This is a genomic window from Mesorhizobium subarcticum (assembly GCF_055456085.1).
Genome location: NZ_CM144237.1, coordinates 5,101,965 through 5,126,475 on the forward strand (window position 1 = coordinate 5,101,965; position 24,511 = coordinate 5,126,475).

At 62.3% G+C, this 24,511-nt stretch carries 21 protein-coding genes and 2 pseudogenes; 7 read left to right on the forward strand and 16 right to left on the reverse strand.

Annotated features, from left to right (window positions below):
- The first annotated feature begins 166 nt into the window (after positions 1–166).
- Positions 167–1,379, forward strand: a pseudogene (locus ACZYHG_RS24945) (NADP-dependent isocitrate dehydrogenase).
- A 746-nt stretch (positions 1,380–2,125) separates the two neighbouring features.
- The gene (locus ACZYHG_RS24950) at positions 2,126–2,752 is read left to right on the forward strand and encodes a glutathione S-transferase family protein (protein WP_464610803.1); all 627 of its coding nucleotides are present in this window, start codon (positions 2,126–2,128) and stop codon (positions 2,750–2,752) included.
- Positions 2,753–2,756: 4 nt separating this feature from the next.
- Here ACZYHG_RS24950 and ACZYHG_RS24955 read toward each other — a convergent pair whose 3' ends face one another.
- The 5 genes from ACZYHG_RS24955 to recA all read right to left on the reverse strand — a co-directional run bounded on the left by ACZYHG_RS24955 (position 2,757) and on the right by recA (position 9,521).
- Positions 2,757–3,551 carry a PhzF family phenazine biosynthesis protein gene (locus ACZYHG_RS24955; protein WP_464610804.1) on the reverse strand — a complete coding sequence of 265 codons (795 nt, stop codon included), beginning with the start codon at positions 3,549–3,551 and terminating at the stop codon, positions 2,757–2,759.
- A 47-nt stretch (positions 3,552–3,598) separates the two neighbouring features.
- Positions 3,599–4,078 carry a DUF2269 family protein gene (locus ACZYHG_RS24960; RefSeq protein WP_464610805.1) on the reverse strand — a complete coding sequence of 160 codons (480 nt, stop codon included), beginning with the start codon at positions 4,076–4,078 and terminating at the stop codon, positions 3,599–3,601.
- A complete protein-coding gene (locus ACZYHG_RS24965; RefSeq protein WP_464610806.1) occupies positions 4,075–5,388 on the reverse strand; it encodes an SDR family oxidoreductase in 1,314 nt (437 codons plus the stop codon). The genes ACZYHG_RS24960 and ACZYHG_RS24965 overlap by 4 nt, the downstream gene beginning before the upstream one ends.
- A gap of 10 nt (positions 5,389–5,398) precedes the next feature.
- Positions 5,399–8,065 carry an alanine--tRNA ligase gene (alaS, locus tag ACZYHG_RS24970; RefSeq protein WP_464610807.1) on the reverse strand — a complete coding sequence of 889 codons (2,667 nt, stop codon included), beginning with the start codon at positions 8,063–8,065 and terminating at the stop codon, positions 5,399–5,401.
- A 352-nt stretch (positions 8,066–8,417) separates the two neighbouring features.
- Complete coding sequence (recA, locus tag ACZYHG_RS24975; protein ID WP_127258281.1) at positions 8,418–9,521, reverse strand: recombinase RecA; 1,104 nt, start codon at positions 9,519–9,521, stop codon at positions 8,418–8,420.
- 281 nt (positions 9,522–9,802) lie between these two features.
- Between recA and ACZYHG_RS24980 the strand changes: the two genes are divergently transcribed.
- Together ACZYHG_RS24980 and ACZYHG_RS24985 are read left to right on the forward strand one after the other, a co-directional pair.
- Positions 9,803–10,747 carry a carbohydrate kinase family protein gene (locus ACZYHG_RS24980; RefSeq protein ID WP_464610808.1) on the forward strand — a complete coding sequence of 315 codons (945 nt, stop codon included), beginning with the start codon at positions 9,803–9,805 and terminating at the stop codon, positions 10,745–10,747.
- A 75-nt stretch (positions 10,748–10,822) separates the two neighbouring features.
- On the forward strand, positions 10,823–11,740 hold the full coding sequence (locus ACZYHG_RS24985; RefSeq protein WP_464610809.1) for a pseudouridine-5'-phosphate glycosidase: 918 nt from the start codon (positions 10,823–10,825) through the stop codon (positions 11,738–11,740).
- 207 nt (positions 11,741–11,947) lie between these two features.
- Here the strand turns inward: ACZYHG_RS24985 and ACZYHG_RS24990 are convergent, their stop codons facing one another.
- Positions 11,948–12,271 (reverse strand): TfoX/Sxy family protein, encoded by a 324-nt coding sequence (locus ACZYHG_RS24990; RefSeq protein WP_464610810.1) that lies wholly within the window; start codon positions 12,269–12,271, stop codon positions 11,948–11,950.
- A 90-nt stretch (positions 12,272–12,361) separates the two neighbouring features.
- Here ACZYHG_RS24990 and ACZYHG_RS24995 point away from each other — a divergent pair, with 90 nt between their 5' ends.
- Positions 12,362–12,859: a GFA family protein gene (locus ACZYHG_RS24995; protein WP_464610811.1), complete on the forward strand. Its 498-nt coding sequence runs from the start codon at positions 12,362–12,364 to the stop codon at positions 12,857–12,859.
- Positions 12,860–12,961: 102 nt separating this feature from the next.
- Here ACZYHG_RS24995 and sufA read toward each other — a convergent pair whose 3' ends face one another.
- From sufA to ACZYHG_RS25035, 8 genes are all read right to left on the reverse strand, one after another.
- Positions 12,962–13,342 (reverse strand): Fe-S cluster assembly scaffold SufA, encoded by a 381-nt coding sequence (gene sufA, locus ACZYHG_RS25000; protein WP_013532156.1) that lies wholly within the window; start codon positions 13,340–13,342, stop codon positions 12,962–12,964.
- Between the two features lie 184 nt (positions 13,343–13,526).
- Positions 13,527–13,919: an SUF system Fe-S cluster assembly protein gene (locus tag ACZYHG_RS25005; protein WP_027028638.1), complete on the reverse strand. Its 393-nt coding sequence runs from the start codon at positions 13,917–13,919 to the stop codon at positions 13,527–13,529.
- A gap of 5 nt (positions 13,920–13,924) precedes the next feature.
- Complete coding sequence (locus tag ACZYHG_RS25010; RefSeq protein WP_464614780.1) at positions 13,925–15,169, reverse strand: cysteine desulfurase; 1,245 nt, start codon at positions 15,167–15,169, stop codon at positions 13,925–13,927.
- A gap of 4 nt (positions 15,170–15,173) precedes the next feature.
- Positions 15,174–16,442, reverse strand: a complete 1,269-nt coding sequence (gene sufD, locus ACZYHG_RS25015) for a Fe-S cluster assembly protein SufD (RefSeq protein WP_464610812.1) — start codon at positions 16,440–16,442, stop codon at positions 15,174–15,176.
- A 19-nt stretch (positions 16,443–16,461) separates the two neighbouring features.
- Complete coding sequence (sufC, locus tag ACZYHG_RS25020; protein WP_464610813.1) at positions 16,462–17,217, reverse strand: Fe-S cluster assembly ATPase SufC; 756 nt, start codon at positions 17,215–17,217, stop codon at positions 16,462–16,464.
- Positions 17,210–17,497 (reverse strand): hypothetical protein, encoded by a 288-nt coding sequence (locus tag ACZYHG_RS25025; RefSeq protein ID WP_464610814.1) that lies wholly within the window; start codon positions 17,495–17,497, stop codon positions 17,210–17,212. The genes sufC and ACZYHG_RS25025 overlap by 8 nt, the downstream gene beginning before the upstream one ends.
- Before the next feature lie 5 nt (positions 17,498–17,502).
- Entirely contained in the window at positions 17,503–19,020 is a 1,518-nt protein-coding gene (gene sufB / locus ACZYHG_RS25030) for a Fe-S cluster assembly protein SufB (protein ID WP_464610815.1), read from the reverse strand.
- Between the two features lie 186 nt (positions 19,021–19,206).
- Positions 19,207–20,385 (reverse strand): cysteine desulfurase family protein, encoded by a 1,179-nt coding sequence (locus ACZYHG_RS25035; protein WP_464610816.1) that lies wholly within the window; start codon positions 20,383–20,385, stop codon positions 19,207–19,209.
- 239 nt (positions 20,386–20,624) lie between these two features.
- Here ACZYHG_RS25035 and ACZYHG_RS25040 point away from each other — a divergent pair, with 239 nt between their 5' ends.
- Both ACZYHG_RS25040 and ACZYHG_RS25045 read left to right on the forward strand, forming a co-directional pair.
- Positions 20,625–21,299, forward strand: coding sequence for an alpha/beta hydrolase (locus ACZYHG_RS25040; protein WP_023669128.1), 675 nt, complete (start codon positions 20,625–20,627; stop codon positions 21,297–21,299).
- Positions 21,300–21,318: 19 nt separating this feature from the next.
- Entirely contained in the window at positions 21,319–21,969 is a 651-nt protein-coding gene (locus ACZYHG_RS25045; RefSeq protein WP_464610817.1) for an FMN-binding negative transcriptional regulator, read from the forward strand.
- Between the two features lie 7 nt (positions 21,970–21,976).
- On the opposite strand, the gene ACZYHG_RS25050 is transcribed toward ACZYHG_RS25045, so the two are convergent.
- Both ACZYHG_RS25050 and ACZYHG_RS25055 read right to left on the reverse strand, forming a co-directional pair.
- Complete coding sequence (locus ACZYHG_RS25050) at positions 21,977–22,711, reverse strand: phosphatase PAP2 family protein (RefSeq protein ID WP_464610818.1); 735 nt, start codon at positions 22,709–22,711, stop codon at positions 21,977–21,979.
- Positions 22,712–22,837: 126 nt separating this feature from the next.
- Positions 22,838–24,488, reverse strand: a pseudogene (locus tag ACZYHG_RS25055) (ArnT family glycosyltransferase).
- Positions 24,489–24,511: the final 23 nt, after the last annotated feature.

Sequence of the window (24,511 nt, forward strand, 5' to 3'; positions counted from 1 at the left end):
TTCGGCCGCGAAAATGAAGCATTCGCAAATGATTGCGGCGACAGCCTCACATTCGTGACCGATCGCCGTTTGCGCGGCCAAAAGCGCTTTGATATACGGGCGGCATCCCCGGCCGAACGCCACACGGGCAAGGCCGTCCCATATCCCAGCAACGAGGCATTCTTTCATGGCGAAGATCAAGGTGGCGAACCCGGTCGTCGAACTCGACGGCGACGAGATGACCCGCATCATCTGGCAGTTCATCAAGGACAAGCTGATCCACCCTTATCTCGACCTCAAGCTTGAATATTACGACCTCAGCGTCGAGCATCGCGATGCCACCAACGACCAGGTGACGATCGATTCGGCCAACGCCATCAAGAAATACGGCGTCGGCGTGAAATGCGCGACGATCACTCCCGACGAGCAGCGCGTCGAGGAGTTCAAGCTGAAGAAGATGTGGAAGTCGCCGAACGGCACCATCCGCAACATTCTGGGCGGCACCATCTTCCGCGAGCCGATCATCATGAAGAACGTGCCGCGGCTGGTGCCGGGCTGGACAAAGCCGATCATCGTTGGCCGTCACGCCTTCGGCGACCAGTACCGCGCCACCGATTTCCGCTTCCCCGGCAAGGGCAAGCTGACGATCAAGTTCGTCGGCGAGGATGGCCAGGTGATCGAGCATGACGTGTACGACGCGCCCGGCGCCGGTGTCGCCATGGCCATGTACAATCTCGACGAACTCGATCCGTGAATTCGCCCGCGCCTCGCTGAACTACGGCCTGCTGCGCAACTATCCGGTCTATCTGTCGACCAAGAACACCATCCTCAAGGCTTATGACGGCCGCTTCAAGGACATTTTCCAGGAGGTCTACGAGGGTGAATTCGAAGCCGAGTTCAAGGCGAAGAAGCTGTGGTATGAGCACCGCCTCATCGACGACATGGTGGCGTCCGCCCTGAAATGGTCGGGCGGCTATGTCTGGGCCTGCAAGAACTATGACGGCGACGTCCAGTCCGACACGGTGGCGCAAGGTTTCGGGTCGCTCGGCCTGATGACCTCGGTGCTGATGACGCCGGACGGCAAGACGGTGGAAGCCGAAGCCGCGCACGGCACCGTCACCCGCCACTATCGCCAGCACCAGAAGGGCGAGGAAACCTCGACCAATTCGATCGCCTCGATCTTCGCCTGGACCCGTGGCCTCGCCCACCGCGCCAAGCTCGACGACAATGCCGAATTGAAGCGCTTTGCCGACACGCTGGAGAAGGTCTGTATCCAGACGGTTGAATCCGGCTTCATGACCAAGGACCTATCGCTGCTGATCGGCCCGGACCAGCCCTGGCTTTCGACCACCGGCTTCCTCGACAAGATCGACGAGAATCTGCAAAAGGCGATGGCGTGACATGAAAGTGCGGACCTTGGCAGACAAGGTCCGCATCTGTGCGGCAAACAACGCCGATCTCTACGAAGCGGTGTTTCGGGCCCACGGGTTGAGGGAACACCGAAACTTGTTCCTGTGGTGGAGCGATACGCCGGCTCCACCATACTATTCAAATATGACAACGCTGGATCCTGATGCGATCGTGCTTCAGCTCGAAGCGGTCAAGCACTTGAGTTCTGTGCTTGACGGTCCCTTTGCGGTCAAGGACGGATTTTGTGGTCTCGACCTAGCCGACATCGGGTTCAAGGTTCTTTTCGACGCAAGCTGGATATGGGCCGATCCGGACAGCGCAATCGGAAGGACCGGCGGCGGCTGGGCTGCCGGATGGCGGCGCATCTGTGATCCCGACGCGCTCCATGCCTGGGAAGATGCATGGGCGTCAGACAACCCAACCGACCGAGGGGTGTTCCCACCGGCGATACTCGATAACCCAAACGTTGCATTTCTAGGGCGTGCTACCACCGCTGGCTTTGACGCCGGATGCATCGTTAACCGCTCGTCGGAGGCGATGGGCCTCTCGAATGTCTTTGCAAAAGGTGACGACGCAGAACCCGTCTATCAAGATGCAGCGAATGCCGCCCTTACCTACGCCAACGGTCTTCCGCTCGTGGGATATGAGCGCGGTGCGCTTTGCGGGCGGCGCGTACAGCCGGCTTCGAATCGGTCGGGAACTTGCGTATTTGGCTTCAGCTCGGCGAGGAAACAACTTGAACAGGCCAACTCTCTACGGCGCGGACTACAGCGTTTACGTGCGCATCGCGCGGATGGCGCTGGAGGAGAAAGGCATCGACTACGAGCTGGTGCCGCTCGACATCTTTGCCGCCGACGGCATCCCGGCCTGGTATCAGGAGCATCACCCGTTCGGGCGTATCCCGGCCTTCGAGCATGATCGTTTTCGGTTGTTCGAGACAAATGCGATCGCACGCTATGTCGACGAAGCCTTCGACGGTCCGGCGCTGCAGCCTGCCGACGTGCGCGGCCGCGCCAGGATGGGCCAGATGACAGGCATGCTCGACGCCTATGGCTACCGCGCCATGGTCTGGGACGTCGCCGTCGAACGGCTGGAAAAGGCTGAGCCGGATGAGACCCTGATCGCCGGTGGGCTGCGGCAGGCGGAGACCGTGCTCAGGGTGCTCACCTCACTCAAGGCGCCGGGAGCGTGGTTGCTGGGCAACCAGTTAACGCTCGCCGACCTGCATGCGGCTCCGATCGTCGGCTATTTCGTCAAGGTCGCCGAAGGGCAGAAGCTGCTGGCCGCGTTCGCCGAAATCCAGGGCTGGTACACGCGCATCGCTGCTCGTGCGAGCTTTGCTCGCACCGAGAAGGCTGACTAGCGCATCAATCGGGTAGATAGATCTCGGCCTTCATGAAGGTTTTGGCGCGGCCGCTGATCAGCACGCGGTCATCGGCGCGTTCGCATAGCAAATGGCCGCCGCGCTGCGAGCACTGGAACGCCGAAAGCCTGGTCTTGCCCAGTTTCTCCGACCAGTACGGCACCAGTGTCGCATGGATCGAGCCGGTCACCGGATCCTCGGGGATGCCCGCTGCCGGAGCGAAATAGCGCGACACGAAATCGTGGCCGCCGCCGCGCGCGGTGACAACGACACCCAGCGGGTCGAAGGCCGCGATCCTGAACAGGTCCGGAACGAAGGATCGCACGGCCGCTTCATCGGCAAGCTCGACGAACAGGTTCTCGAAATTGCGAAAGCACGCGACTGGCCGGGCCGACACGCTGTCCTGAAGCATGCGCGTCAATTCGGCATCGAGTGGCTGTGGCGGGAAGCATGGCAGGTCAAGCCGATAGGCGCCGTCATGTTGCGAAACCCTGATCTCGCCGACCCGCGTCGCGAAGGCCATGTCGTTCGACACGTTGTAGGCTTCGGCCAGCACGTGGGCCGTGGCAAGCGTCGCGTGGCCGCAGAAATCGGCCTCATGCACCGGCGTGAACCAGCGCAGGTCCCAACCCGTGCCGTTCGGTCTTGCAAAGGCGGTTTCGGCCAGATTGTTCTCGTTGGCAACCGCCTGCATAACCTCGTCCGGCAGCCAATCCTCCAGGATGAGGACGGCCGCCGGGTTGCCTTGAAAAATCCGATCGGCAAAAGCGTCGGCCTGATACATGGTCAGTGTCGGCATATCTTTCTCCGGACCAGCCTTCGAAACATCCAGGCGGCAGGCGCGTATTAGAAACTGATTTCCGGCCGGGTCACCATCAGCCAGAGGATCGCAAGCACCGCGCCAAAGGCTGGAAAACCGCAAGCAAACCAGATGCGAAACAGGCGCTTCTCCTCGGCGGGCAGCGGCGCGTTTTCGAGGGCCGCCTGTCGCGCCAAGTTTCGTATCCGAATTTGAATCCAGACCACCGGCAGCCAGAACAGGCCGGTCACGACATAGAGCAGCAAGGACAGTACGATCCAGCCTTCGGAGAGCGGCCAACCCACTGCCCGCGCCAACAGCACACCGGTGATCGGCTGGACGATGACGGCCGTTGCCGTGAAGATCGTGTCGGCGATGACGACCGTGCCGGCGACATGGGCAACGAGTTCGGCGCGGCCAGTGCGTTGCGCCATCAGCATGAAGAAGGCGATGCCGGCGCCGGTGCCGAACAGAACGGTGGCGCCGATGATGTGCACCCAGCGTAGCAAGTCGCCCCAGAGGCTCATCGCTCGTCCAGGACCGCCAAAGCCACCAGGGCAAGGCAAAGCGCCGGAACGGCCTTGACCATTGCTCCCAGGGGATCGAGCCACAGGTCGGGCGCAAGTGCGGTTGCCGCACCAAGATAGACCCATGTGATGGCCATCATGCCCAGCAACGCGATGCGTGCGAGTGACCGCACGACAACGGCGGCTCCGACAATGATGTCAGCAACACTTCCTGCAATGACCATACCGAGCGCCAAGGTGGGCGACAGGCCATGCGAGACCAGAATATCGGCCGCCGCACCCTGTCTGATAAAACCGACGATGCCGGAGACCAGCCAGAACAACGACAGGATGCCCAAAACCGCCGGTTTCAACAGCCAAAGGCGGGCGAACCAGCGCTCCTGAACATGAGCGGGCATGGCGGCCAGCGTTGCCTCCAGCGGCATCAATTTGTGATCCGAAATCTCGCTCCAGGACCTGGCGTTGCCGGTGACGCCGCGTGCCAGCGCGGCAAGGGCCGCGCTACGCAGAGGCGATCGCCAGCCAAGCAGGCCAAGGCCATCGGCAACAACAGCCGCGATCCGGCCGAGAATAGCCGGCATCGGCACGACGCGGGCCGGCGGCAGGCCAAGCCATGCGCGAAAGGCAATTAGGACATCACCGAGTGAGCGGGCATCGGCTTCGACGAGATCGACGGCAGAACGCGGCGGCAGGGATCCGGCGACCGCGCGTGACACGGCTTCTGCAACGTCAGTGACCGCCACGGTCTGGATCGGCTGGCGTGCCATGACGGCGGGGATAAAGCCGGGGAATGCCGCAAGCGCGCGCAGAAGTGCTGTCCCGCCATAGGCAGCAGGCGCGACCACCAGGCCCGGCCGCAGGATCGTCCACTCCAGCGAAGAGCGGGCGACTGCCTTGTCGCCTTGCGCCTTGGTGCTGAAAAAGACATTTGTCGAGGCTGGATCGGCGCCGATGGCGGAGATCTGCACCAAACGGCCGACCCCGGCCTGTTCGCAGGCTGAGACTAGCGCCACTACCGAGCCCCGGTGGGTGGCGTCGAGGCGGTCGCGCGGGCCCTCCTGCAGAGCGCCCGCCGCATTGACCACCGCGTCCATGCCCGCGACTATCGGCAGCCAGTCTTCAGCGGTCAACAGTCGCGCCATGTCTGCCGCGATCCAGCCTACCATCGGCCAGCGCCGCTTGGCATCTCTGATATCGCGGCCGAGGCCGTTCACCTGATGGCCGTCGCGAACCAGGCGGCCGACGACGGCTTCGCCGATCAGCCCATAGCCGCCAAGGACAAGCACTTTCTTGCCGAGACTTTCGGGCATGGGATGGCTATCAAGCCGCCTCCAGCGCCGCCTTGACCGCGGCGATCGCATCATTGGCCTTCGAGGCATCCGGGCCACCGGCCTGCGCCATGTCAGGCCTTCCACCGCCGCCCTGCCCACCCAGGGCGGCCGACGCCACACGCACCAGATCGACCGCACTGAAGCGGCCGACGAGATCATCGGTGACGGCGACGACGACGCTTGCCTTGTTGTCCTCGCCAGCGCCGACGAAGACGACGACGCCCGAGCCGAGCGAGGTCTTGCCGGCATCGGCCAGCGGCTTCAAATCCTTTGGCGAGACGCCCGATACCGCCTTGCCGAGGAAACCGACACCAGCGACGACCTCGTTCTCGGCTGGTGCGCCGGCAGCGGCACCGCCGCCCAACGCCAGTTTCTTGCGCGCTTCGGTCAATTCCTTTTCGAGCTTCTTGCGCTCCTCAAGCAGCGTCTCGACGCGCGCCGGTACGTCGGCTGGCGAGATCTTCAGCACGGCTGCCGTCGCCTTCAGACGCCTGTCTTGCTCATCGAGATATTTTCGCGCGGCTTCGCCGGTCAGCGCCTCAATGCGGCGCACGCCGGCGGCGACCGCGCTGTCGGAGACGACGCGTACCAGGCCGATATCGCCGGTCGCCCGGACATGCGTACCGCCGCAGAGTTCGACCGAATAAGGCCGGTTCGCCTTGGCGCCATGCAGCCCCGTGCCCATCGACACGACGCGTACCTCGTCGCCATATTTCTCGCCGAACAGCGCCATGGCGCCCTCGGCAATGGCATCGTCGACCGACATCAGGCGCGTGGTCACCGGGCTGTTCTGCACGACGATTTCGTTGGCCATGCGCTCGACCTCTTCGAGTTCCTCGGCAGAGATCGGCTTGTTGTGCGAGATGTCGAAACGCAGGCGCTCCGGTGCGACCAGCGAGCCCTTCTGCGCGACATGGGTGCCCAGCACCTCGCGCAGCGCCTCGTGGATCAGATGCGTCGCGGAATGGTTGGCACGTAGCCTCGCGCGGCGCGCGTGATCGACCTTCAGTTCGACAGCGGCGCCCGTCTTGACCGTGCCGCTCGTCACCTTGCCGAGGTGCACGAACAGCCCATCGGCCTTCTTTTGCGTGTCCGAAATCTCGATCGAGAAGCCTTCGCCCGAGATGACACCAGTGTCGCCCATCTGGCCGCCGGATTCGCCATAGAACGGTGTCTGGTTGACGACGACCGCGACCGCATCGCCCTTGCCGGCGCTGTCGACGGTCTTGCCGTCCTTGACCAGCGCCTGGACGAGGCCTTCCGCAGCTTCAGTCTCGTAACCGAGGAACTCGGTGGCACCAGCCTTTTCGCGCACCGAGAACCAGACTGTTTCGGTAGCGGCCTCACCGGACCCCGTCCAATGCTTGCGCGCCTCGGCCTTCTGCTGCTCCATCGCATTGGTGAAGCCCGCAAGATCGACCGAGATGTTGCGCTGACGCAAAGCATCCTGTGTCAGGTCGAGCGGGAAACCATAAGTGTCATAGAGCCTGAAGGCCGTCTCGCCATCCAGCATGTCGCCGGCATGAAGCGTTTCCGTCGCCTCGGAGAGCAGGCCGAGGCCGCGCACCAGCGTCTTGCGGAACCTGGTCTCCTCAAGCTTCAGCGTCTCGGTGATCAACTGTTCGCCGCGCAGCAGTTCGGGATAGGCCTGGCCCATCTCGCGCACCAGCGCCGGCACCAGCTTCCACATCAGCGGCTCGCTCGCGCCGAGCAACTGCGCGTGGCGCATGGCGCGGCGCATGATGCGACGCAGCACGTAGCCGCGGCCTTCGTTCGACGGCAAGACACCGTCAGCGACCAGGAAGGAGGACGAACGCAGGTGATCCGCCATGACGCGGTAGGACGCCACGGTTTCCGCATCCGGAGCGCGCCCCAGCGCGGAGGACGCGGCATCGATCAGGTGGCGGAACAGATCGGTTTCGAATACGCTTTCCACCCCTTGCAGGATGGACGCCATGCGCTCCAGGCCCATACCGGTGTCGATGGACGGGCGCGGCAGGTCGACGCGCTCTTCCTTCGTCACCTGTTCATACTGCATGAACACCAGGTTCCAGAATTCGAGGAAGCGGTCGCCATCCTCTTCCGGGCTGCCGGGAGGCCCACCCCAAATGTGCTCGCCACGGTCGATGAAGATCTCCGAGCACGGCCCGCAAGGGCCGGTGTCGCCCATCGCCCAGAAATTGTCCGAGGTCGCGATGCGGATGATGCGGTCGTCGGAGAAGCCCGCGATTTTCTTCCAGAAGCCGGCAGCCTCGTCGTCGGTGTGGTAAACGGTGACCAGCAGCTTGTCCTTCTTCAGCCCGAACTCTTTGGTGATCAGGTTCCAGGCAAGCTCGATGGCGCGCTCCTTGAAATAGTCGCCGAAGGAGAAATTGCCGAGCATCTCGAAGAAGGTCAGGTGACGCGCGGTGTAGCCGACATTGTCGAGGTCGTTGTGCTTGCCGCCGGCGCGAACGCTTTTCTGGGCAGTTGTGGCACGGGAATAGGGCCGCTTCTCCAGGCCGGTGAAGACGTTCTTGAATTGCACCATGCCGGCATTGGTGAACATCAATGTCGGATCGTTGCGCGGCACGAGCGGGCTCGAGGCCACGACCTCGTGGCCCTCCTTGCGGAAATAGTCGAGAAAGGTCGACCGGATCTCGTTCACGCCACTCATGAGTGCTGCCTTTTCGAAGAAAACCGCCGGCTAACCGGCGGAACTGGGTTCTGCTTTTCCAGAGATAGACTTGGCCTTTTAGCGGCCATGCTTCACCCTGTCCAGAAACACGGAATTGGGCCAATCCGATGCATGTCGCCCAACAGTGACCTTGGTTTTGGGAGAACGACATGCATGAGAACAAAGACCTGAAGCGCGTCGTGTGAATCCGTTCGACGCGACGAGCCTTGCGGTCCTCAAAAACGAAAACCGCCGGCTCAAAGGCCGGCGGTTTGGAACGCGATACTACGGAACTCAGTTACTTAAGCGTCAGATGATAGGCTGGATTTATGGCTGAACTCTGGCCATTGCCTTACATCGCGCCGGATTCTTCCTCGAAGCCATCATCGCTTTCACCGCGCTCGGGGCCGCCATTTTCAAGGAATTTCTCGGCGATCAGACCGGCATTCTGCCTGAGCGCCAGTTCGATTTCGCGTGCCGTATCGGGATTGTCGCGCAAGAACAGTTTTGCATTTTCGCGGCCCTGGCCGAGGCGCTGCGAATTGTAGGAGAACCAGGCGCCCGACTTTTCGACCACGCCGGCCTTGACGCCGAGATCGACCAGTTCGCCGGTCTTGGACACGCCCTCGCCATACATGATGTCGAATTCGACCACCTTGAAGGGCGGTGCCAGCTTGTTCTTGACCACCTTGACGCGGGTCTGGTTGCCGACGACCTCGTCGCGGTCCTTGACCGAGCCGATGCGGCGGATGTCGAGGCGCACCGAAGCATAGAATTTCAGCGCATTGCCGCCGGTCGTGGTTTCGGGCGAACCGAACATGACGCCGATCTTCATGCGAATCTGGTTGATGAAGATGACCATGGTGTTGGAGCGCGAGATCGAGGCGGTCAGCTTGCGCAGCGCCTGGCTCATCAGGCGGGCCTGAAGACCAGGCAACGAATCGCCCATCTCGCCCTCGATTTCGGCGCGCGGCGTCAGTGCCGCGACCGAATCGACCACCAGCACGTCGATGGCACCGGAGCGCACCAGCGTGTCGCAGATTTCCAGCGCCTGTTCGCCGGTGTCGGGCTGCGAGATCAGCAGGTTTTCAAGGTCGACGCCAAGCTTGCGCGCATAGACCGGATCAAGCGCGTGCTCGGCATCGACGAAGGCGCAGATGCCGCCCTTCTTCTGGGCTTCCGCCACCGTGTGCAGGGCCAGCGTCGTCTTGCCCGAGCTTTCCGGCCCGTAGATCTCGATGATACGGCCACGCGGCAGGCCACCGACGCCAAGCGCGATGTCGAGGCCAAGCGAGCCGGTCGGCACCGTTTCGATCTCGACGACCTGCTCGTTGGCGCCGAGCCGCATGATCGAGCCCTTGCCGAAAGCCCGCTCGATTTGCGACAGAGCCGCATCCAGAGCCTTTGATTTGTCCACTGCCTTGTCCTCTACAAGCCGCAAAGAATTCTGAGCCATGATACATCACCCCTTGGTCGTCAATGAAGGCCGGACAATCCGTAATCCCTGCCATTTTGTACCTTTTTTGTTCTCATTTGGCAAGAGGCACCAACCAATTGAAAAACAAGTAATATCCCGATTTGTTCTTTTTTCGTACCAGGACATCGAGCAGGATGCCCCTTGCGTTGGGCCAGACGGCTTCGTTGTTTCGATCCGCCGAATCGCCTCCCCTGCATGCGAAGCTCCGTCGCAGACCCTAGCGCTTGTGCGATGGGAATAACAAAGGTCATATCGCCGGGATGGTGAAATCAGTAAAAATACTGGCCGTGGGCGGCGCTCATATCGACCGGCGAGGCCAGGTGTCCGGTGCTTACGTGCCGGCTGCCTCCAATCCCGGCACGATGCGCGAGGATGTCGGCGGCGGCGTCTTCAATGCGTTGCGCAGCGTCGTGCGGCGCGGCGTCTCGGGCTCGCTGATGTCGATGCGCGGCGGCGACGCCTCGGCCGAGACGGTTTCGCGCGCCATCGCCGAGGCCGGCATTGCCGATCTGTCGGCGGTGTTCCTCGACCGCACGACGCCGAGCTACACGGCGCTGATCGACAGCGAGGGCGAACTCATCACCGGCTTTGCCGACATGGCGCTCTACGACCTGGCGTTTCCCAAACAACTCAGGCGGTCCAAGGTCCGCGAGGCGATCGCTGATGCCGATGCCATCCTGTGCGACGCCAATCTGCCATCCTCGGCGCTGGAGCGGCTGATTGCGCTTTCCGCAGGCAAGCCCGTATACGCCATTGCGATTTCGCCGGCCAAGGTGGTGCGACTGATACCGGTGCTGGGCGCTCTGGCGCTGGTCTTCATGAACTGGCGAGAGGCGATGGCGCTGGCCGGCGTCCACGCGAATGCCACGCCACGCGAGATGGTCGACGGCTTGAGGTGCAGCGGCCTGAAATGCGGCCTGGTGACGGCGGGCGGCGCGCCGGTGTTGGGCTTCGATGCATCTGGCGCCTTTTCGGTCATGCCGCCTGCCCCCAGAAAAATTGCCGACGTCACCGGCGCCGGCGACGCACTGGCGGGTGCGACGGTCGCAGCCCTGCTGCGAGACGTACCGCTGCGCCAGGCCTTGCGCGAAGGCGTTGCCGCGGCGACGTTGGCCATCGAAAGCGCCAGCGCCGTCCCCGATTTCACCGCGGCGCGCTTTGCTGAAGCGCTGGCCCTTGTGCCGGAGGCGCAGGAAGTGGCATGAGACCGGCGAATTTATAGTGCCATGATGTTGCCGGGTGTCCCGATGGAAGCGCCGCAACGCGTGTTGGAGATTCAGATGACGCCAGAGACCGCCCGCCCCTTCATCGACATCCACGCACCCGTGGCGCAAGCCCTGGCCGCGGGACGCCCGGTGGTGGCGCTGGAAAGCACCATCATCACCCATGGCATGCCCTACCCCGACAATGGCGCGATGGCAGCCAATGTCGAAAAGATCATCGGCGACGGCGGTGCCGTGCCGGCCACGATCGCCGTGGTTGGCGGGCGCATCAAGATCGGTCTCTCCGACGGCGAACGCGAATCGCTCGCCATGACGGGTGACGCCATGAAGCTGTCGCGCGCCGATCTCGGCTTTGCCGTCGCGCAAGGCCGCACCGGCGGCACGACGGTCGCCGCCACGATGATCGCGGCGCATATGGTCGGCATAAAAGTGTTCGCCACCGGCGGCATTGGCGGCGTCCACAAGGGCGCCGAAGAGAGCTTTGACATCTCCGCCGACCTCGACGAACTGGCGCGCACGCCGGTCATCGTCGTCTCGGCCGGCGCCAAGGCCATTCTTGATATCGAAAAAACGCTCGAAGTGCTGGAAACGCGCGGCGTACCCGTCGTCGGCCATGGCTGCGAGACGATGCCGGCCTTCTGGTCGCGGCAGTCACCCTTTCGCGCACCGTTGACCCTGCACACGCCGGAAGACATCGCGCATTTCTACCAGGTTCGGGCTGCGCTGGGGCTCGGCGGCGGCGTGCTGGTTGCCAATCCGGTGCCGGAGAACCACGAAATCCCGGCGGAAGAGATGGCAGGCTATATCGCGGCCGCGCAGAAGGCCGCCGAGGCGCTTAATGTGACCGGCAAGGCGGTGACACCGTTCCTGCTGGGAAAAATACTGGAGCTCACCGGCGGCCGCAGCCTGAAGACCAACATTGCGCTGGTGGAGAACAATGCTCGGCTGGCGGCGGAGATTGCGAAGGCGCTGTAGGGCCACGCGGCAAGGCGCCCCTCACCCGGATTGCCAAGACCGAATTGCAAAGAGCAATTCGGGGCAATCCGACCTCTCCCCGAGGGGAGAGGAGCTTGCAGCGCCAGCGCTTCACCTTCTCCCCAGGGGGAGAAGGTGGCCGCGAAGCGGCCGGATGAGGGGGCGGCCTCGACGTGCCCCCTCGGTAGCAATCAGCGCCAGGTCAAATCACTTCCCAGCCCTTCGTCCCGCCTCACAAGCCCGTCGTGCCCAGACCGTCATCTCATCAGGATCATCAAACGCGTCATCCGGAATGCTCCAATACGGCATGGCGACCAGCTTGCCGTGACGCGTGCCGGTATAGGTCCATTGCCGGCAAGCGGCGGCTTCGAAGTCGGGTATGCTTTGCTCGTCGGCCTTGAGCAGCAATTCGCCGCGCAGCACGATGGCGACGATGACGCCGTCGAAATAGATGCCCTTGCCGCCGAACAGTCTGCGGATCGAGACCGGGCCGAGGCCGGCGAACAGTTCAGCGATGCGTTCATTGTCCATGCCGCGATCATGTCACCGCTCCCAGGACTTGTCATCGCCGCAACCAAAGCCATGCTGACGGGTTGAGAGAAAACATCGGAGTTTCCCAACATGCCGCTTCTACTCAAGGGGTCCTGTCGCTGCAACGCCGTGCGTTTCGAGGTGGAAAGCCACACGCCGGTGCCGTTCATGCTCTGCTACTGCTCGATCTGCCGCAAGCAGCAGGGCGGCGGTGGCTTCGCCATCAATCTCGGCGCCGACTACGAAACGCTGAACATCAGGGGCAAGCGTAGCCTCGGCGTCTTTCGAGCCGAGATCGAGGACGATGAGCATCCGCATTGCGAGGTCTCGACCGGCGAGCGGAATTTCTGCCGCAAATGCGGCTCGGCGCTCTGGCTTTACGACCCGACCTGGCCGGAACTGGTCCACCCCTTTGCCTCGGCGATCGACAGCGACCTGCCGAAACCACCGGAAAAGGTGCATCTGATGTTGAAGTACAAGGCGAACTGGGTCGAACCCGATATCGGCAAGGGCGACAAGACGTTTGAAGTCTATCCCGAGGAATCCATCGCGGACTGGCACAAGCGGACGGGAATGTGGGTGGAGTAGCGCTCTTCGCCCCGTTACGGGGCAGGGCAAACATTTGAGAGGCTGGCGCTGCCCCTCATCCGGCCCTTCGGGCCTTCTCCTCGTAAACGGGGCGAAGGAAGATCAGGCCGAGGCGCGTGCCTCTGCCAGCGCCTTGAGATCGGCCGGCTTCAGTTCGACGGATTCGCCGCAGCCACAGGCCGAACTCTGGTTCGGGTTGTGGAAGGTGAAGCCGGTGCGCAGCGTCGTCTGCTCGAAATCCATCTCGGTACCGAACAGGAAAAGGGCGGCTTCCGGCGCGACATAGACATGGGCGCCGTCGCGCTCGATATGGTCGTCCTTGGTGTTGGGCTCGGTCACCAGGTCGACCGTGTATTCCATGCCGGCGCAGCCGCCCTTCTTGATGCCAAGGCGAATGCCGTGCGCGTTGTCACGCGTGGCAACGATCTCGCGCACCCGGTCGGCGGCCTTTTCGGTCATCGTGATGACGGCGAAGCGTCCCATTCTCTTTCCTTCTCCATTCCATGCAGGTTCAAGGCCTGCCGAATGATTCCTCACCTAAAATGGTGAAGTTTTACCCCTGGCGCAAGTGCGCCAGCCTCTGCCTACCTAAAGCGTGACACGCTTTAGGCTTTTGCTTCATGCATGTCGTTGTCCCAAAACCGAGGTCACTTTTTGGCGACATGCATCAGTACCAACCCACCGCCACCTGCGCCTCTTCCGACATGCGGTCGGCTGACCATGGTGGATCGAAGGTCATGTTGACTTCGACGCCGGACACGCCTTCGACGGCGCCGACGGCATTTTCCACCCAGCCGGGCATTTCGCCGGCAACCGGGCAGCCCGGCGCTGTCAGCGTCATGTCGATCTTGACCGAGCGGTTGTCCTCGATGTCGATCTTGTAGATGAGGCCAAGCTCATAGATATCGGCCGGAATTTCCGGGTCGTAGACCGTCTTCAGCGCCGAGACGATGTCGTCGGTCAGGCGCGCCAGTTCGTCGGCGGGAATGGCCGAAGCGGAAACCAGCGGATTGATGGCCGTTTCCGGCGCGGCCTCGGTGGTGTTGCTAGCGTCATCCATGATCGTCACCCGAAGAACTTGCGCGCTTTTTCGAGCGCCTCGGCCAAAGCGTCGACTTCGGCCCTGGTATTATACATGCCGAACGATGCCCTGCATGTGGAGGTTACGCCAAAGCGTTTCAACAGCGGCTGGGCACAATGGGTGCCGGCGCGAACCGCCACGCCCTGCCTGTCTATCACCATCGACACGTCATGGGCATGAATGCCTTGCAGTTCGAAAGAGATGATGGCGCCCTTGCCCGGCGCGTCGCCGAAAATGCGCAGCGAGTTGATGGCACGCAGCCGCTCATGCGCATAAGTCTTGAGGTCTTCCTCATGTGCGGCAATGCGCTCGCGGCCGATCTTTTCCATGTAGTCGAGCGCGGCGCCCAACCCGATCGCCTGGACGATCGGCGGCGTGCCGGCCTCGAAACGATGCGGCGGCTCGTTGTAGGTGACGATATCCTCCGTCACCTCTTCGATCATCTCGCCGCCGCCCATGAAGGGCCGCATGCCCTGGAGAATATCCTTCTTGCCATAGAGCACGCCGATGCCCGAGGGTCCGTAGACCTTGTGGCCGGTAAAGACGAAGAAGTCGCAGTCGAGATCCTGGACGTCGATCGGCATGTGCACGGCGCTCTGGCTGCCGTCGACGAGCACGGGAATTCCGCGCGCATGCGCGATGCGCACGATCTCCTTGATCGGCGTCACCGTGCCCAGCGCATTCGACATCTGCGTGATGGCGACGAGCTTGGTGCGGTCAGTCAGCCGCTTCTCGAATTCCTCGATGTGGAAGACGCCGAGATCGTCGACCGGCACCCAGACCAGCTTGGCGCCCTGGCGCTCACGGATGAAATGCCAAGGCACGATGTTAGAGTGGTGCTCCATGATCGACAGCACGATCTCGTCGCCCTCGCCGATATTGGGCATACCGTAGCCGTAAGCCACCGTGTTGATCGCCGACGTCGTGTTCGAGGTGAAGACGATGTTGTCGGTGCTCGGCGCATTGAGGAAGCGGCGCACCGTCTCACGCGACTTTTCATAAGCGTCGGTCGCGGCATTGGACAAGAAATGCAGCCCGCGATGAACGTTGGCGTATTCCTGGGAATAGGCGTGCTGGATGGTGTCGAGCACCACCTGCGGCTTCTGTGCCGAGGCGCCATTGTCGAGATAGACCAGTGGCTTGCCATAGACTTCGCGCGACAGGATCGGGAAGTCGCGGCGGATCGCCTCGACGTCGTAAAAATCTCCGATCTTGCCTGGAGCGTTCATCATGTCACCCGTGCACTACAAACCATTCGTCGAGCTTCGCTTCCAGCGCCTCGACGATAACCTCGTCGTCCAGTTCCTCGATCACCTCGGCGACGAACGCCTTGACCAGCAGGCCCCGCGCGCTCTTCTCGTCGACGCCACGCGCCATCAAATAGAACAGATGGTTGTGATCGATCTCGGTGACCGTCGCGCCATGGCCGCAGACGACGTCGTCAGCGAAGATTTCGAGCTCGGGCTTGGTCGAGAACTCACCATCATCCGAAAGCAGCAGCGTGTTGCAAGCCATCTTGGCGTTGGTCTTCTGGGCGTACTGATGGACGTTGATACGGCCCTGGAAGACGCCGCGCGCCTTGCCCGTCACCACGTTGCGGATGATCTCCGTCGAGGTCGTGTGCGGCACGGCGTGGTCGAGCACCATGGTCACATCGGTGTGGGTGTCGCCGGCCAGGAGGTTGATGCCGCGCAGTTTGAAATCAGCGCCTTCGCCTGTCGTCCTGATCATGATCTCCTGGCGCACGAGCTTGCCGCCAGCGTTCATAACGAACAGCGTCAGTTTCGCATTCTTGCCGATATCTGCCTTGAACTGTGCCAGATGCGTTGCCGTTTCCGGCTGCTCCTGGACGATCAGCCACGTCACTTCGGCGCCTTCGCCGAGCACGAGCTGGCTGACCGAACTGACCAGAGCAGCCCCGTCACCCGTCTGGCGCTCGACGATGGTCGCCTTGGCGCCCGCGCCGACGCGCACCGGCAGGCGTACATGGGTCTGGCCGCCGGCTTGCAGGTTCTGCAGTTCGAGTGGCTTTGTCAGCTCTGTGCCATCGGCGATGTCGACAAAATAGCCATCAGCGACGAAAGCGGTGTTCAGCGCGCCGATCGCATCGTCGCTGCCATAGGGATCGAGCCCCGGCGCGATGCTGCCGTCGGTCAGCTTTTCCGAGAAGCGCTGGACGGTGACGCCGTCGATATCAGGCGTCTTCGCATTGGACTTGCCGTTCAGGATCGGCAGAACGGCAGACCCTTCGACGATCGGTGCGACGGCCTTGGCGACGGCGGCCGGATCAAAGTCCGGCACCACAGTCAGGAGCCGGCGCAGGTCCGTATAGTGCCAGGATTCGATGCGCCGCGTCGGCAGTCCGTGCTTGATCGCCTCGATGGCGTCGTCGCGCTTCAGCACGACAGCGCCATCGCCCGGCAGCAGCGACAGCCGGTCACCGAACGCGTCGATCAACGCGGTTTCGGCGGGTGTCCGCTGCGGTTGTGTGTGCATATTCATCAGTCTTGCCTCTGGCATATCACGCGGCTTCGCCGATCACGCCGGCATAGCCATTGGCTTCGAGGTCGAGCGCCAGCGACTTGTCGCCGGACTTGATGACCTGGCCCTTGTAGAGCACGTGCACGCTGTCGGGCACGATGTGTTCGAGCAGCCGCTGGTAGTGAGTGATCACCAGGAAGGCCCGGTCCGGCGCACGCAGCGCGTTGACGCCGTCGGACACGATCTTCAGCGCATCGATATCGAGGCCGGAATCGGTCTCGTCGAGCACGCACAGCTTCGGCTCCAGAAGTTTCATCTGCAGGATCTCGGCGCGCTTCTTCTCGCCGCCGGAGAAGCCGACATTGAGCGGCCGCTTCAGCATCGCCATGTCCATGCTGAGCGACGCGGCGGCCTCCTTCACCCGCTTCAGGAATTCCGGGATTTTCAGCGGTTCCTCGCCACGCGCCTTGCGCTGCTCATTCATCGCAACTTTCAGGAATTCCATGGTCGCCACGCCCGGTATCTCCATCGGATACTGGAAGGCGAGGAAGATGCCTGATGTGGCGCGCTCGGCCGGATCCATTTCGAGGATCGACTTGCCGTTGTAGAGGATGTCGCCTTCGGTGACCTCATAGTCCTCGCGGCCGGCGAGGATATAGGACAGCGTCGATTTGCCCGAGCCATTCGGGCCCATGATGGCGGCGACCTCGCCGGCTTTCACCGTCAGGTTCAGGCCACGGATGATTTCGGTGCCGTCATCGACGATGCGGGCATGCAGGTTCTTGATCTCAAGCATTGTTCTTTTCTCTGAAATAGTCGTCGTAAGTGATCGAATAGTCGGTGTGCCGGCGCTGCAGCGCCTTAAACCACCAGAGGGACAGGCCGCAGCAAACTGCAAAGACGGCGATGCCGACATAGAGGTTGACGAAGGCGGCCAGGAGGATGCCGGCGAATGCGGAGACGACGGTCGCGCCGGCGTACTTCGCCATGGCGACGTTGCCCTCGCGACGGACGGCCCAAAGCCGCCGCCAGCGGACGGCAAACCAGATTTCCTCTCTGGGCAGCCCGCTCGCCATGGTCACTAGCCCACCGAGCCTTCCAGCGAGATGCCGATCAGCTTCTGCGCTTCGACGGCGAATTCCATCGGCAGCTGCTGGATGACGTCCTTGACGAAGCCATTGACGATCAGTGCGATCGCCTCTTCTTCGGGAATGCCGCGCTGCATGACGTAGAACTTCTGGTCCTCGGAAATCTTGGACGTCGTCGCCTCGTGCTCGAACTGCGCCGTCGAGTTCTTGGCTTCCATGTAGGGCACGGTGTGCGCGCCGCACTGGTCGCCGATCAAAAGCGAGTCACAGTTGGTAAAGTTGCGCGCGTTGGTCGCCTTGCGGTGCGCCGAGACCTGGCCACGATAGGTGTTCTGCGAGAAGCCAGCGGCAATGCCCTTGGAGATGATGCGGCTCGACGTGTTCTTGCCGAGATGGATCATCTTGGTGCCGCTATCGACCTGCTGGTAGCCGTTCGAGACGGCGATCGAATAGAACTCGCCTTGGGAATCGTCGCCGCGCAGGATGCAGCTCGGGTACTTCCAAGTTATGGCCGAGCCGGTCTCGACCTGCGTCCACGAGATCTTCGAACGGTCGCCACGGCAGTCGCCGCGCTTGGTGACGAAATTGTAGATACCGCCCTTGCCCTCGGCGTCGCCGGGGTACCAGTTCTGCACGGTCGAATATTTGATCTCGGCATCGTCGAGCGCCACCAGTTCGACGACCGCGGCATGCAGCTGGTTTTCGTCGCGTTGCGGCGCCGTGCAGCCTTCGAGATAGGAAACGTAAGCCCCCTCCTCGGCGATGATCAACGTGCGCTCGAACTGGCCGGTGTTCTTCTCGTTCATGCGGAAATAGGTCGACAGCTCCATCGGGCAGCGCACACCCTTGGGCACGAAGACGAAGGAACCGTCGGTAAAGACAGCCGAATTCAGCGTCGCATAGTAGTTGTCGGAGGTCGGCACGACCGAGCCGAGATATTTCTGCACCAGTTCCGGATGCTCGCGGATGGCTTCCGAGATCGAGCAGAAGATGACGCCGGCCTGCGCCAGCTCCTTCTTGAAGGTGGTGACGACCGAGACGGAATCGAACACCGCGTCGACAGCGACACGGCCAGACTTGTAGACGTTGTCGCTGGCTTCCTCGAGCTCCGAAACATCGGTCTTCTGTACGCCGGCCAGGATTTCCTGTTCCCGCAGCGGGATGCCGAGCTTCTCGTAAACCTTCAAGAGCTCAGGATCGACGTCACTGAGCGAACTCGGGCCAGGCGTGCTCTTCGGGGCCGCGTAGAAGTAGATCTCCTGGAAATCGATCTTGGGATAGTGGACGCGCGCCCAGGTCGGCTCTTCGAGTGTCAGCCATCGCCGATAGGCTTCCAGGCGCCATTCCAGCATCCAGGATGGTTCGTCCTTCTTGGCCGAAATGAAACGGATGATGTCTTCGCTGAGGCCTTTGGGGGCCTTGTCGACAGCGATCTCGGTCTCGAATCCATATTTGTATTGATCGACGTCGATCTTTCGGACCCGATCGATCGTGTCCTGCACAGCAGGCATATGCGTTCTCCATCCACGCCGGGGTCAAGGCCCGACAGTTTTCAAACTATGGCACCGCCGAAATGAATGCCTTTGGGCATTCGCGGCAGCGTAAGTTCCATATAGTGCGCTTCGACCGGAAATTCACCCCGGCCAGCATGAAACGCACGGCTCTACCAGGCCAAAAGGCCCAAAATCGTCCAACCGCTACGCGGCTTCTTCTCTATCCGCCTTCGCTCTGGCGGCTTGCCGTGCGGCAATGCCCGCCAGCGCGGTGCGGAACAACTCGATGTCCTCGACGCCGGTTGCCAAACCGATCGACACGCGCAAGGCACCCAGACTGTCGCCGTAGCCCATGGCTTTCAGCACGTGGCTCGGCCCGACCTTGCCCGACGAGCAGGCGGAGCCGGCCGACAGCGCCACGCCGGCGAGATCGAAGGCGATCTGCGCGGTTTCTGCCTTGATGCCGGGAATAGCGAAGAATGTCGTGTTGGCAAGCCTTGGCGCGCCGGTTCCAAAGATTTCCACCTCCGGCATCATCATTTTCAGGGTCGCATCGATCTCGTCGCGGCGATGCCGCACCGCTTCCATGGCCTTCAGCCCGGCCAATGCCTCGCGTGCGGCGGCACCAAAACCGGCAATGGCGGCGAGGTTTTCCGTGCCCCCGCGATGGCCCTTTTCCTGACCACCACCATTGATCAGGGGCTTCGGCATCATCAGATCGTCGGCAGCAACGATGGCACCAACGCCCTTGGGACCACCGATCTTGTGCGAAGACAGAATCAAATAGTCGGCGTAACCCGCTGACATGTCGATAGAAACGCGGCCGGCGGCCTGGACCGCATCGACGACAAGAATGCCGCCGGCAGCCTTGACGATCTCGGCGATACGATCGATCGGCTGGATGACGCCGGTCTCGTTATTGGCACCATGGATCGCCACCAGCGGCAAGCCATCGGCCTTGTCATGATTGCCAAGCGCCGCGGCCAAGGCAGCAACATCGGCAATGCCGTTGTTGTCGACGCCGATCCGCGTCACCTGCGCTGCCGGGAAGCGTCCGCCATTCAACAGACACGGATGGTCAGCCTCCGACACGTAAAGCCGGCTCATCCGCACGCTGCCGCGCCCCATCTGCCAGTCGGGTGAGAGGAGCGTCGAGGCGGCCTCGGTCGCGCCGGAGGTGAACACGACATGTTCGGGCCTGGCATTGACCAGTGCCGCAACCTCACGCCTTGCGGTCTCGATCAGGCGGCGCGCGACACGCCCCTCGGCATGGACCGAAGACGGGTTGGCGGTCACATCAAGCGCCGCGACCATAGCCTCGCGGGCCGCGGCAAGCAGCGGCGCACTGGCATTGTAGTCGAGATAGGCGCGTTTTGCGGCCATTTTCGTCCGTTCAGTCCCGTCAGAAGCCATTCCGCAGTCGTATGGCGTTATTTCCTTGAAATTCCAAGGCGAGCCGTCCTATTTACGCGGCTTGCGGCGCGGGTGGCCGGGCTCGACGTCTGGCCACTCAGTTTTGAACAATTCTAAACTAGCTTCTAAGAAGACGCTCGCCCTGCGTCAAGGCCAGAGGAATGTTCGTTCCGGGCGCCGCGCATTCGTATACCTAAGTGGAGTATTTCATGCCTGAGGTCATTTTCACCGGTCCGGCCGGCCGCCTGGAGGGACGCTACCAGCCCTCGAAGGAAAAGAGCGCGCCGATTGCCATCGTGTTGCATCCGCATCCGCAGTTCGGCGGCACGATGAACAACAAGATCGTCTATGACCTCTTCTATATGTTTCAGAAGCGCGATTTCACCACGCTGCGCTTCAATTTCCGCGGCATCGGCCGCAGCCAGGGCGAGTTCGACCACGGCACCGGCGAATTGTCTGACGCGGCCGCCGCTCTCGACTGGGTGCAGTCGCTGCATCCGGATTCCAAGAGCTGCTGGGTCGCCGGCTATTCCTTCGGCTCGTGGATTGGCATGCAGCTCCTGATGCGCCGGCCGGAGATCGAGGGCTTCATCTCGATCGCGCCACAGCCCAACACCTATGATTTCTCGTTCCTGGCGCCTTGTCCGTCATCGGGCCTGATCATCCATGGCGATGCCGACAAGGTGGCGCCGCCGAAGGATGTGCAAGGCCTGGTCGACAAGCTGCACACGCAGAAGGGCATCACCATCACGCAGAAGACCTTGCCCGGCGCCAACCACTTTTTCGCCAACGACGCCGATCTGCTGCTTGAGGAATGCGCCGACTATCTCGATCGCCGGCTGGCTGGCGAATTGTCGGATCCGCGGCCGAAGCGGCTGAGATAAGCGCAAGGCGCGAGCGCAAATGTACGAGCCTCCCCATTTCCAGGAAACGCGGCCGGATGTCCTGCACGGGTTGATCCGGGCGCATCCGCTCGGCATGCTGATCTCGAACGGTCCTGACGGTCCGGAAGCCAACGCAATCCCGTTCCTGCTCGATGCGGCTGTGTCCGCGAATGGCAGGTTGCGCGCTCACATGGCCAAGGCCAATCCGCAATGGAAGCTCATCGCTGAAAACCCGTCATCGCCCGTGCTTGTCGTCTTCCAGGGCACCGATGCCTATGTGACGCCGTCCTGGTACGAAACCAAGCGCGAGACCGGCAAGGTGGTGCCGACCTGGAACTATGCCATCGTGCAGGTGCGCGGCACAGCAAAGGTGATCGACGATCAGGATTGGCTGGCGCAGCAGATCGCCGATCTGACCGTTTCCCAGGAAGGCCCTCGCGCAGCGCCATGGGCGGTGACCGACGCGCCGGCGCACTTTATCCAGTCACAGATCAAGGGCATTATCGGGCTGGAGATCGAAATCACTGAGATCCACGGCAAGTGGAAGGTCAGCCAGAACCGTCCTGTCGCCGACCGCGCCGGCGTTGCGCAAGGACTTGAAAGCGAGACCGCCAATTCGTCCGACATGGTCCGCCTGGTCAGGTCCTACGGCGGATTGGACAGCAATTAGCAGAGATTTATTTCCGCGGCGCAATCAGCCGGAACGATGCTTTACGGACCGGCAATCCTGATGGTGTCGGGCGGAAAATGAAGCCGAGCCGGGCAAACACCAGTCCGCAGGCCAGCGCGAAGGCGCAGCCGAGGCCGAAGCCGGCGACCGTGTCACTTGGGTAGTGCGCGCCGACGAAAACCCTGGTCGAGGCGAAGCAGGCGGTGAAGACCAAGGCGATATACCAGCGCCGCGGAAACAGAAGCAGCAGCACACCGAACACCGCCCCCATCGTCGTGGCGTGGCCGGATGGAAAACCGGCAAAGCGCGCGTCGAAGGCAAAAGGATGCAGCGCCAGGACGCCAAAATCCTGGAAGTAGAGCGGGCGAGCCCTGCCGATCGCATATTTCAGCACATTGACCAGCAGACCGGACAGGCCAACGGAACTCAGCACCAGGAAAGCCAGGCAGGTCCAGTTGTAGACCAGCATCAGCGATCGCCGTGAAAGGCTTCGCCAATCGATCAGATTGGCCGCGACGAGCAAAAGTGCTGACGGGATCAGATACCAGCCGCCGAGAGCGAACTGGGTCAGGAACTCGGCAAAACTGACTCCCGACCATTGGCCGTGCAGCACCCCTGCCGGCGTGTCGAGACGAACGAACGCCGCCGCCGTCAGCAGCACCCAGACCACGACCCAAACCGGCCATGCGACGTTGGGGTAGCGCGCGGGACGAAGGGCAAACCGATTTCTGACGATCTGCATGGTGTCGCGAAAATTGCTCAGGGATCGGCGCCCCACCCCCAGGAGCCCGCCGGAAACAGAAGGACGCGATTTCACGAGCATTGGGAATTCGACCCCATTGTTGCCGTCATGGGCATCGACGAGCCGTCATGGCGCCACACGATAAAGGCCGAGCGACATCTTGTCTCCCGACGAATAGTTGAGGCCATCGATCTCGGCGAGACGCTTCACCGATTTGCCTCGCACGGACAGCATGCCATTCAATTTCTGCTCGTCCCCGACCGGCGCCAGCCCCAAAGCGCAGGCGGGATCGGCAAGCAGATGTTCCGCCACGCCACCGATATTGGTCAGCACCGTTTTGGTGCCGACCAGGAACACAAGGCTCGGTTCCTGATACTGCGACGAGGCCAGCACCGTCGAGTTCGCAGGGCTTGTTGGCAAGCACCGCCTGCTTGATCGCCGGACTCAGCCAGATCGGCTTCAGCGACGGGGCGATGACCCCGAACAGCAAGGCATAGGTGATGCCCGCACAGGCGGCGGTGGCTCCGATACGGGGCAGCGGCACCTGCAACTGGCGCGAAAAAGCGAAGTAGCCGGTGCCGAGCGCGGCGGCGGCGGCCGGAATGCTCCACCACGAGAAGGTGTGCGTGATGTCGATCGGCGCCCCGATACAGACCGCCGCCAGGCCAAGGCTGACCACGACCAGGCCGAAGGCGGTCGACCACCACAACCATTGCTGCCAGCGCTTGAGCGGCGCATTGGCATCTTCCGGCTGCAATGTGAGCAGCCAGCCGATCAAAAGCGCCATGCCGGGATAGGCCGGCAGGACGTAATGTGGCAGCTTGGTCGGGATCAGTTCGAACACCAGCCAGAACGGGATGTACCAGGCGAGGCAGAAGCGCAGTCTGACATCGTCGCGCATACGGTTGAGAGCCTGGAGCCCGGCGCCGACCGCGATCAGCCCGAATGGCCACATGAACAGCGAATAGGTCAGCATGTAAAAGCCAGGCGGCAGGCCGTGCGATTCCTCACCCGAGGCGACCTTGCCGAGCATGTCCTTGCCGACGGCTTGCTGCAGGAAAGCGCCGTGGCTCTTCCAGGTGATCGCGGCGAGCCACGGCAGCGCAATGACCACGACCAACAGCAGACCGCGTCCAATCCTGAGCTTCGACAGCCAGCGCCCATCACGCTCGAAAGCAAACAGCACAGCGATGGTCAGCGCCGACAAAAGCGGCGCAATCGGTCCCTTGATGAGGATCGCCGCCCCTTGCGCGATCCAGAAGATCCACCAGAGATGGCCGGCAACCGGTTCGCTGCGGCGCGATGCCAGATAGATCTGCGCCAGCGCACCTTGTGCCGCGACGCAGCAGGCGAGCAGCATAGCATCGGTCTTGGCGTCGCGTCCCTCGAAAGCGGTGGCGAAGATAGCGGCCATCACCAAGCCTGCAGCGATACCCGCATTGGCGCCAAAAAGATTGGTCCCCGTCCAGGCGATCGCCAGCACCGCAATGGCAATGCCGAGCGCCGAGATCGTGCGGTAGACCCAGATCGGCGCTTCGGCGCCTTGCCCGCTCAGCGTCACGGCCGCCGATTGCAGCCAGTAGATGCCGACCGGCTTCTGGTACCGCGAGGCGTCCTGGAAGCGGATATCGACATAGTCGCCGCTCTCCGTCATCTGCTTGGTTGCCTGGACGAAACGCGACTCGTCGCGGTCGATCGGCGGCAGGGATGCCAGTCCCGAAACCGTCATCACCAGGCTGAACAGGAAGAGAAGAATGTAGTTCCTGTTCAAAGCCATTTCTGAGCCTCTCTGATCATTGC

Coding starts and splice junctions, on each gene's coding strand:
- sufB (WP_464610815.1), bottom strand. CDS start 19,020: ATGCCTGCTGTGCAGGACACGATCGATCGGGTCCGAAAGATCGACGTC.
- alaS (WP_464610807.1), bottom strand. CDS start 8,065: ATGAGTGGCGTGAACGAGATCCGGTCGACCTTTCTCGACTATTTCCGC.
- ACZYHG_RS24995 (WP_464610811.1), top strand. CDS start 12,362: ATGCCGCTTCTACTCAAGGGGTCCTGTCGCTGCAACGCCGTGCGTTTC.
- ACZYHG_RS24965 (WP_464610806.1), bottom strand. CDS start 5,388: ATGCCCGAAAGTCTCGGCAAGAAAGTGCTTGTCCTTGGCGGCTATGGG.
- ACZYHG_RS24985 (WP_464610809.1), top strand. CDS start 10,823: ATGACGCCAGAGACCGCCCGCCCCTTCATCGACATCCACGCACCCGTG.
- ACZYHG_RS24955 (WP_464610804.1), bottom strand. CDS start 3,551: ATGCCGACACTGACCATGTATCAGGCCGACGCTTTTGCCGATCGGATT.
- ACZYHG_RS24980 (WP_464610808.1), top strand. CDS start 9,803: ATGGTGAAATCAGTAAAAATACTGGCCGTGGGCGGCGCTCATATCGAC.
- ACZYHG_RS25040 (WP_023669128.1), top strand. CDS start 20,625: ATGCCTGAGGTCATTTTCACCGGTCCGGCCGGCCGCCTGGAGGGACGC.
- ACZYHG_RS24990 (WP_464610810.1), bottom strand. CDS start 12,271: ATGGACAATGAACGCATCGCTGAACTGTTCGCCGGCCTCGGCCCGGTC.
- sufA (WP_013532156.1), bottom strand. CDS start 13,342: ATGGGACGCTTCGCCGTCATCACGATGACCGAAAAGGCCGCCGACCGG.
- ACZYHG_RS25025 (WP_464610814.1), bottom strand. CDS start 17,497: ATGGCGAGCGGGCTGCCCAGAGAGGAAATCTGGTTTGCCGTCCGCTGG.
- recA (WP_127258281.1), bottom strand. CDS start 9,521: ATGGCTCAGAATTCTTTGCGGCTTGTAGAGGACAAGGCAGTGGACAAA.
- ACZYHG_RS25005 (WP_027028638.1), bottom strand. CDS start 13,919: ATGGATGACGCTAGCAACACCACCGAGGCCGCGCCGGAAACGGCCATC.
- sufC (WP_464610813.1), bottom strand. CDS start 17,217: ATGCTTGAGATCAAGAACCTGCATGCCCGCATCGTCGATGACGGCACC.
- sufD (WP_464610812.1), bottom strand. CDS start 16,442: ATGAATATGCACACACAACCGCAGCGGACACCCGCCGAAACCGCGTTG.
- ACZYHG_RS25045 (WP_464610817.1), top strand. CDS start 21,319: ATGTACGAGCCTCCCCATTTCCAGGAAACGCGGCCGGATGTCCTGCAC.
- ACZYHG_RS25010 (WP_464614780.1), bottom strand. CDS start 15,169: ATGAACGCTCCAGGCAAGATCGGAGATTTTTACGACGTCGAGGCGATC.
- ACZYHG_RS25035 (WP_464610816.1), bottom strand. CDS start 20,385: ATGGCCGCAAAACGCGCCTATCTCGACTACAATGCCAGTGCGCCGCTG.
- ACZYHG_RS24960 (WP_464610805.1), bottom strand. CDS start 4,078: ATGAGCCTCTGGGGCGACTTGCTACGCTGGGTGCACATCATCGGCGCC.
- ACZYHG_RS25050 (WP_464610818.1), bottom strand. CDS start 22,711: ATGCAGATCGTCAGAAATCGGTTTGCCCTTCGTCCCGCGCGCTACCCC.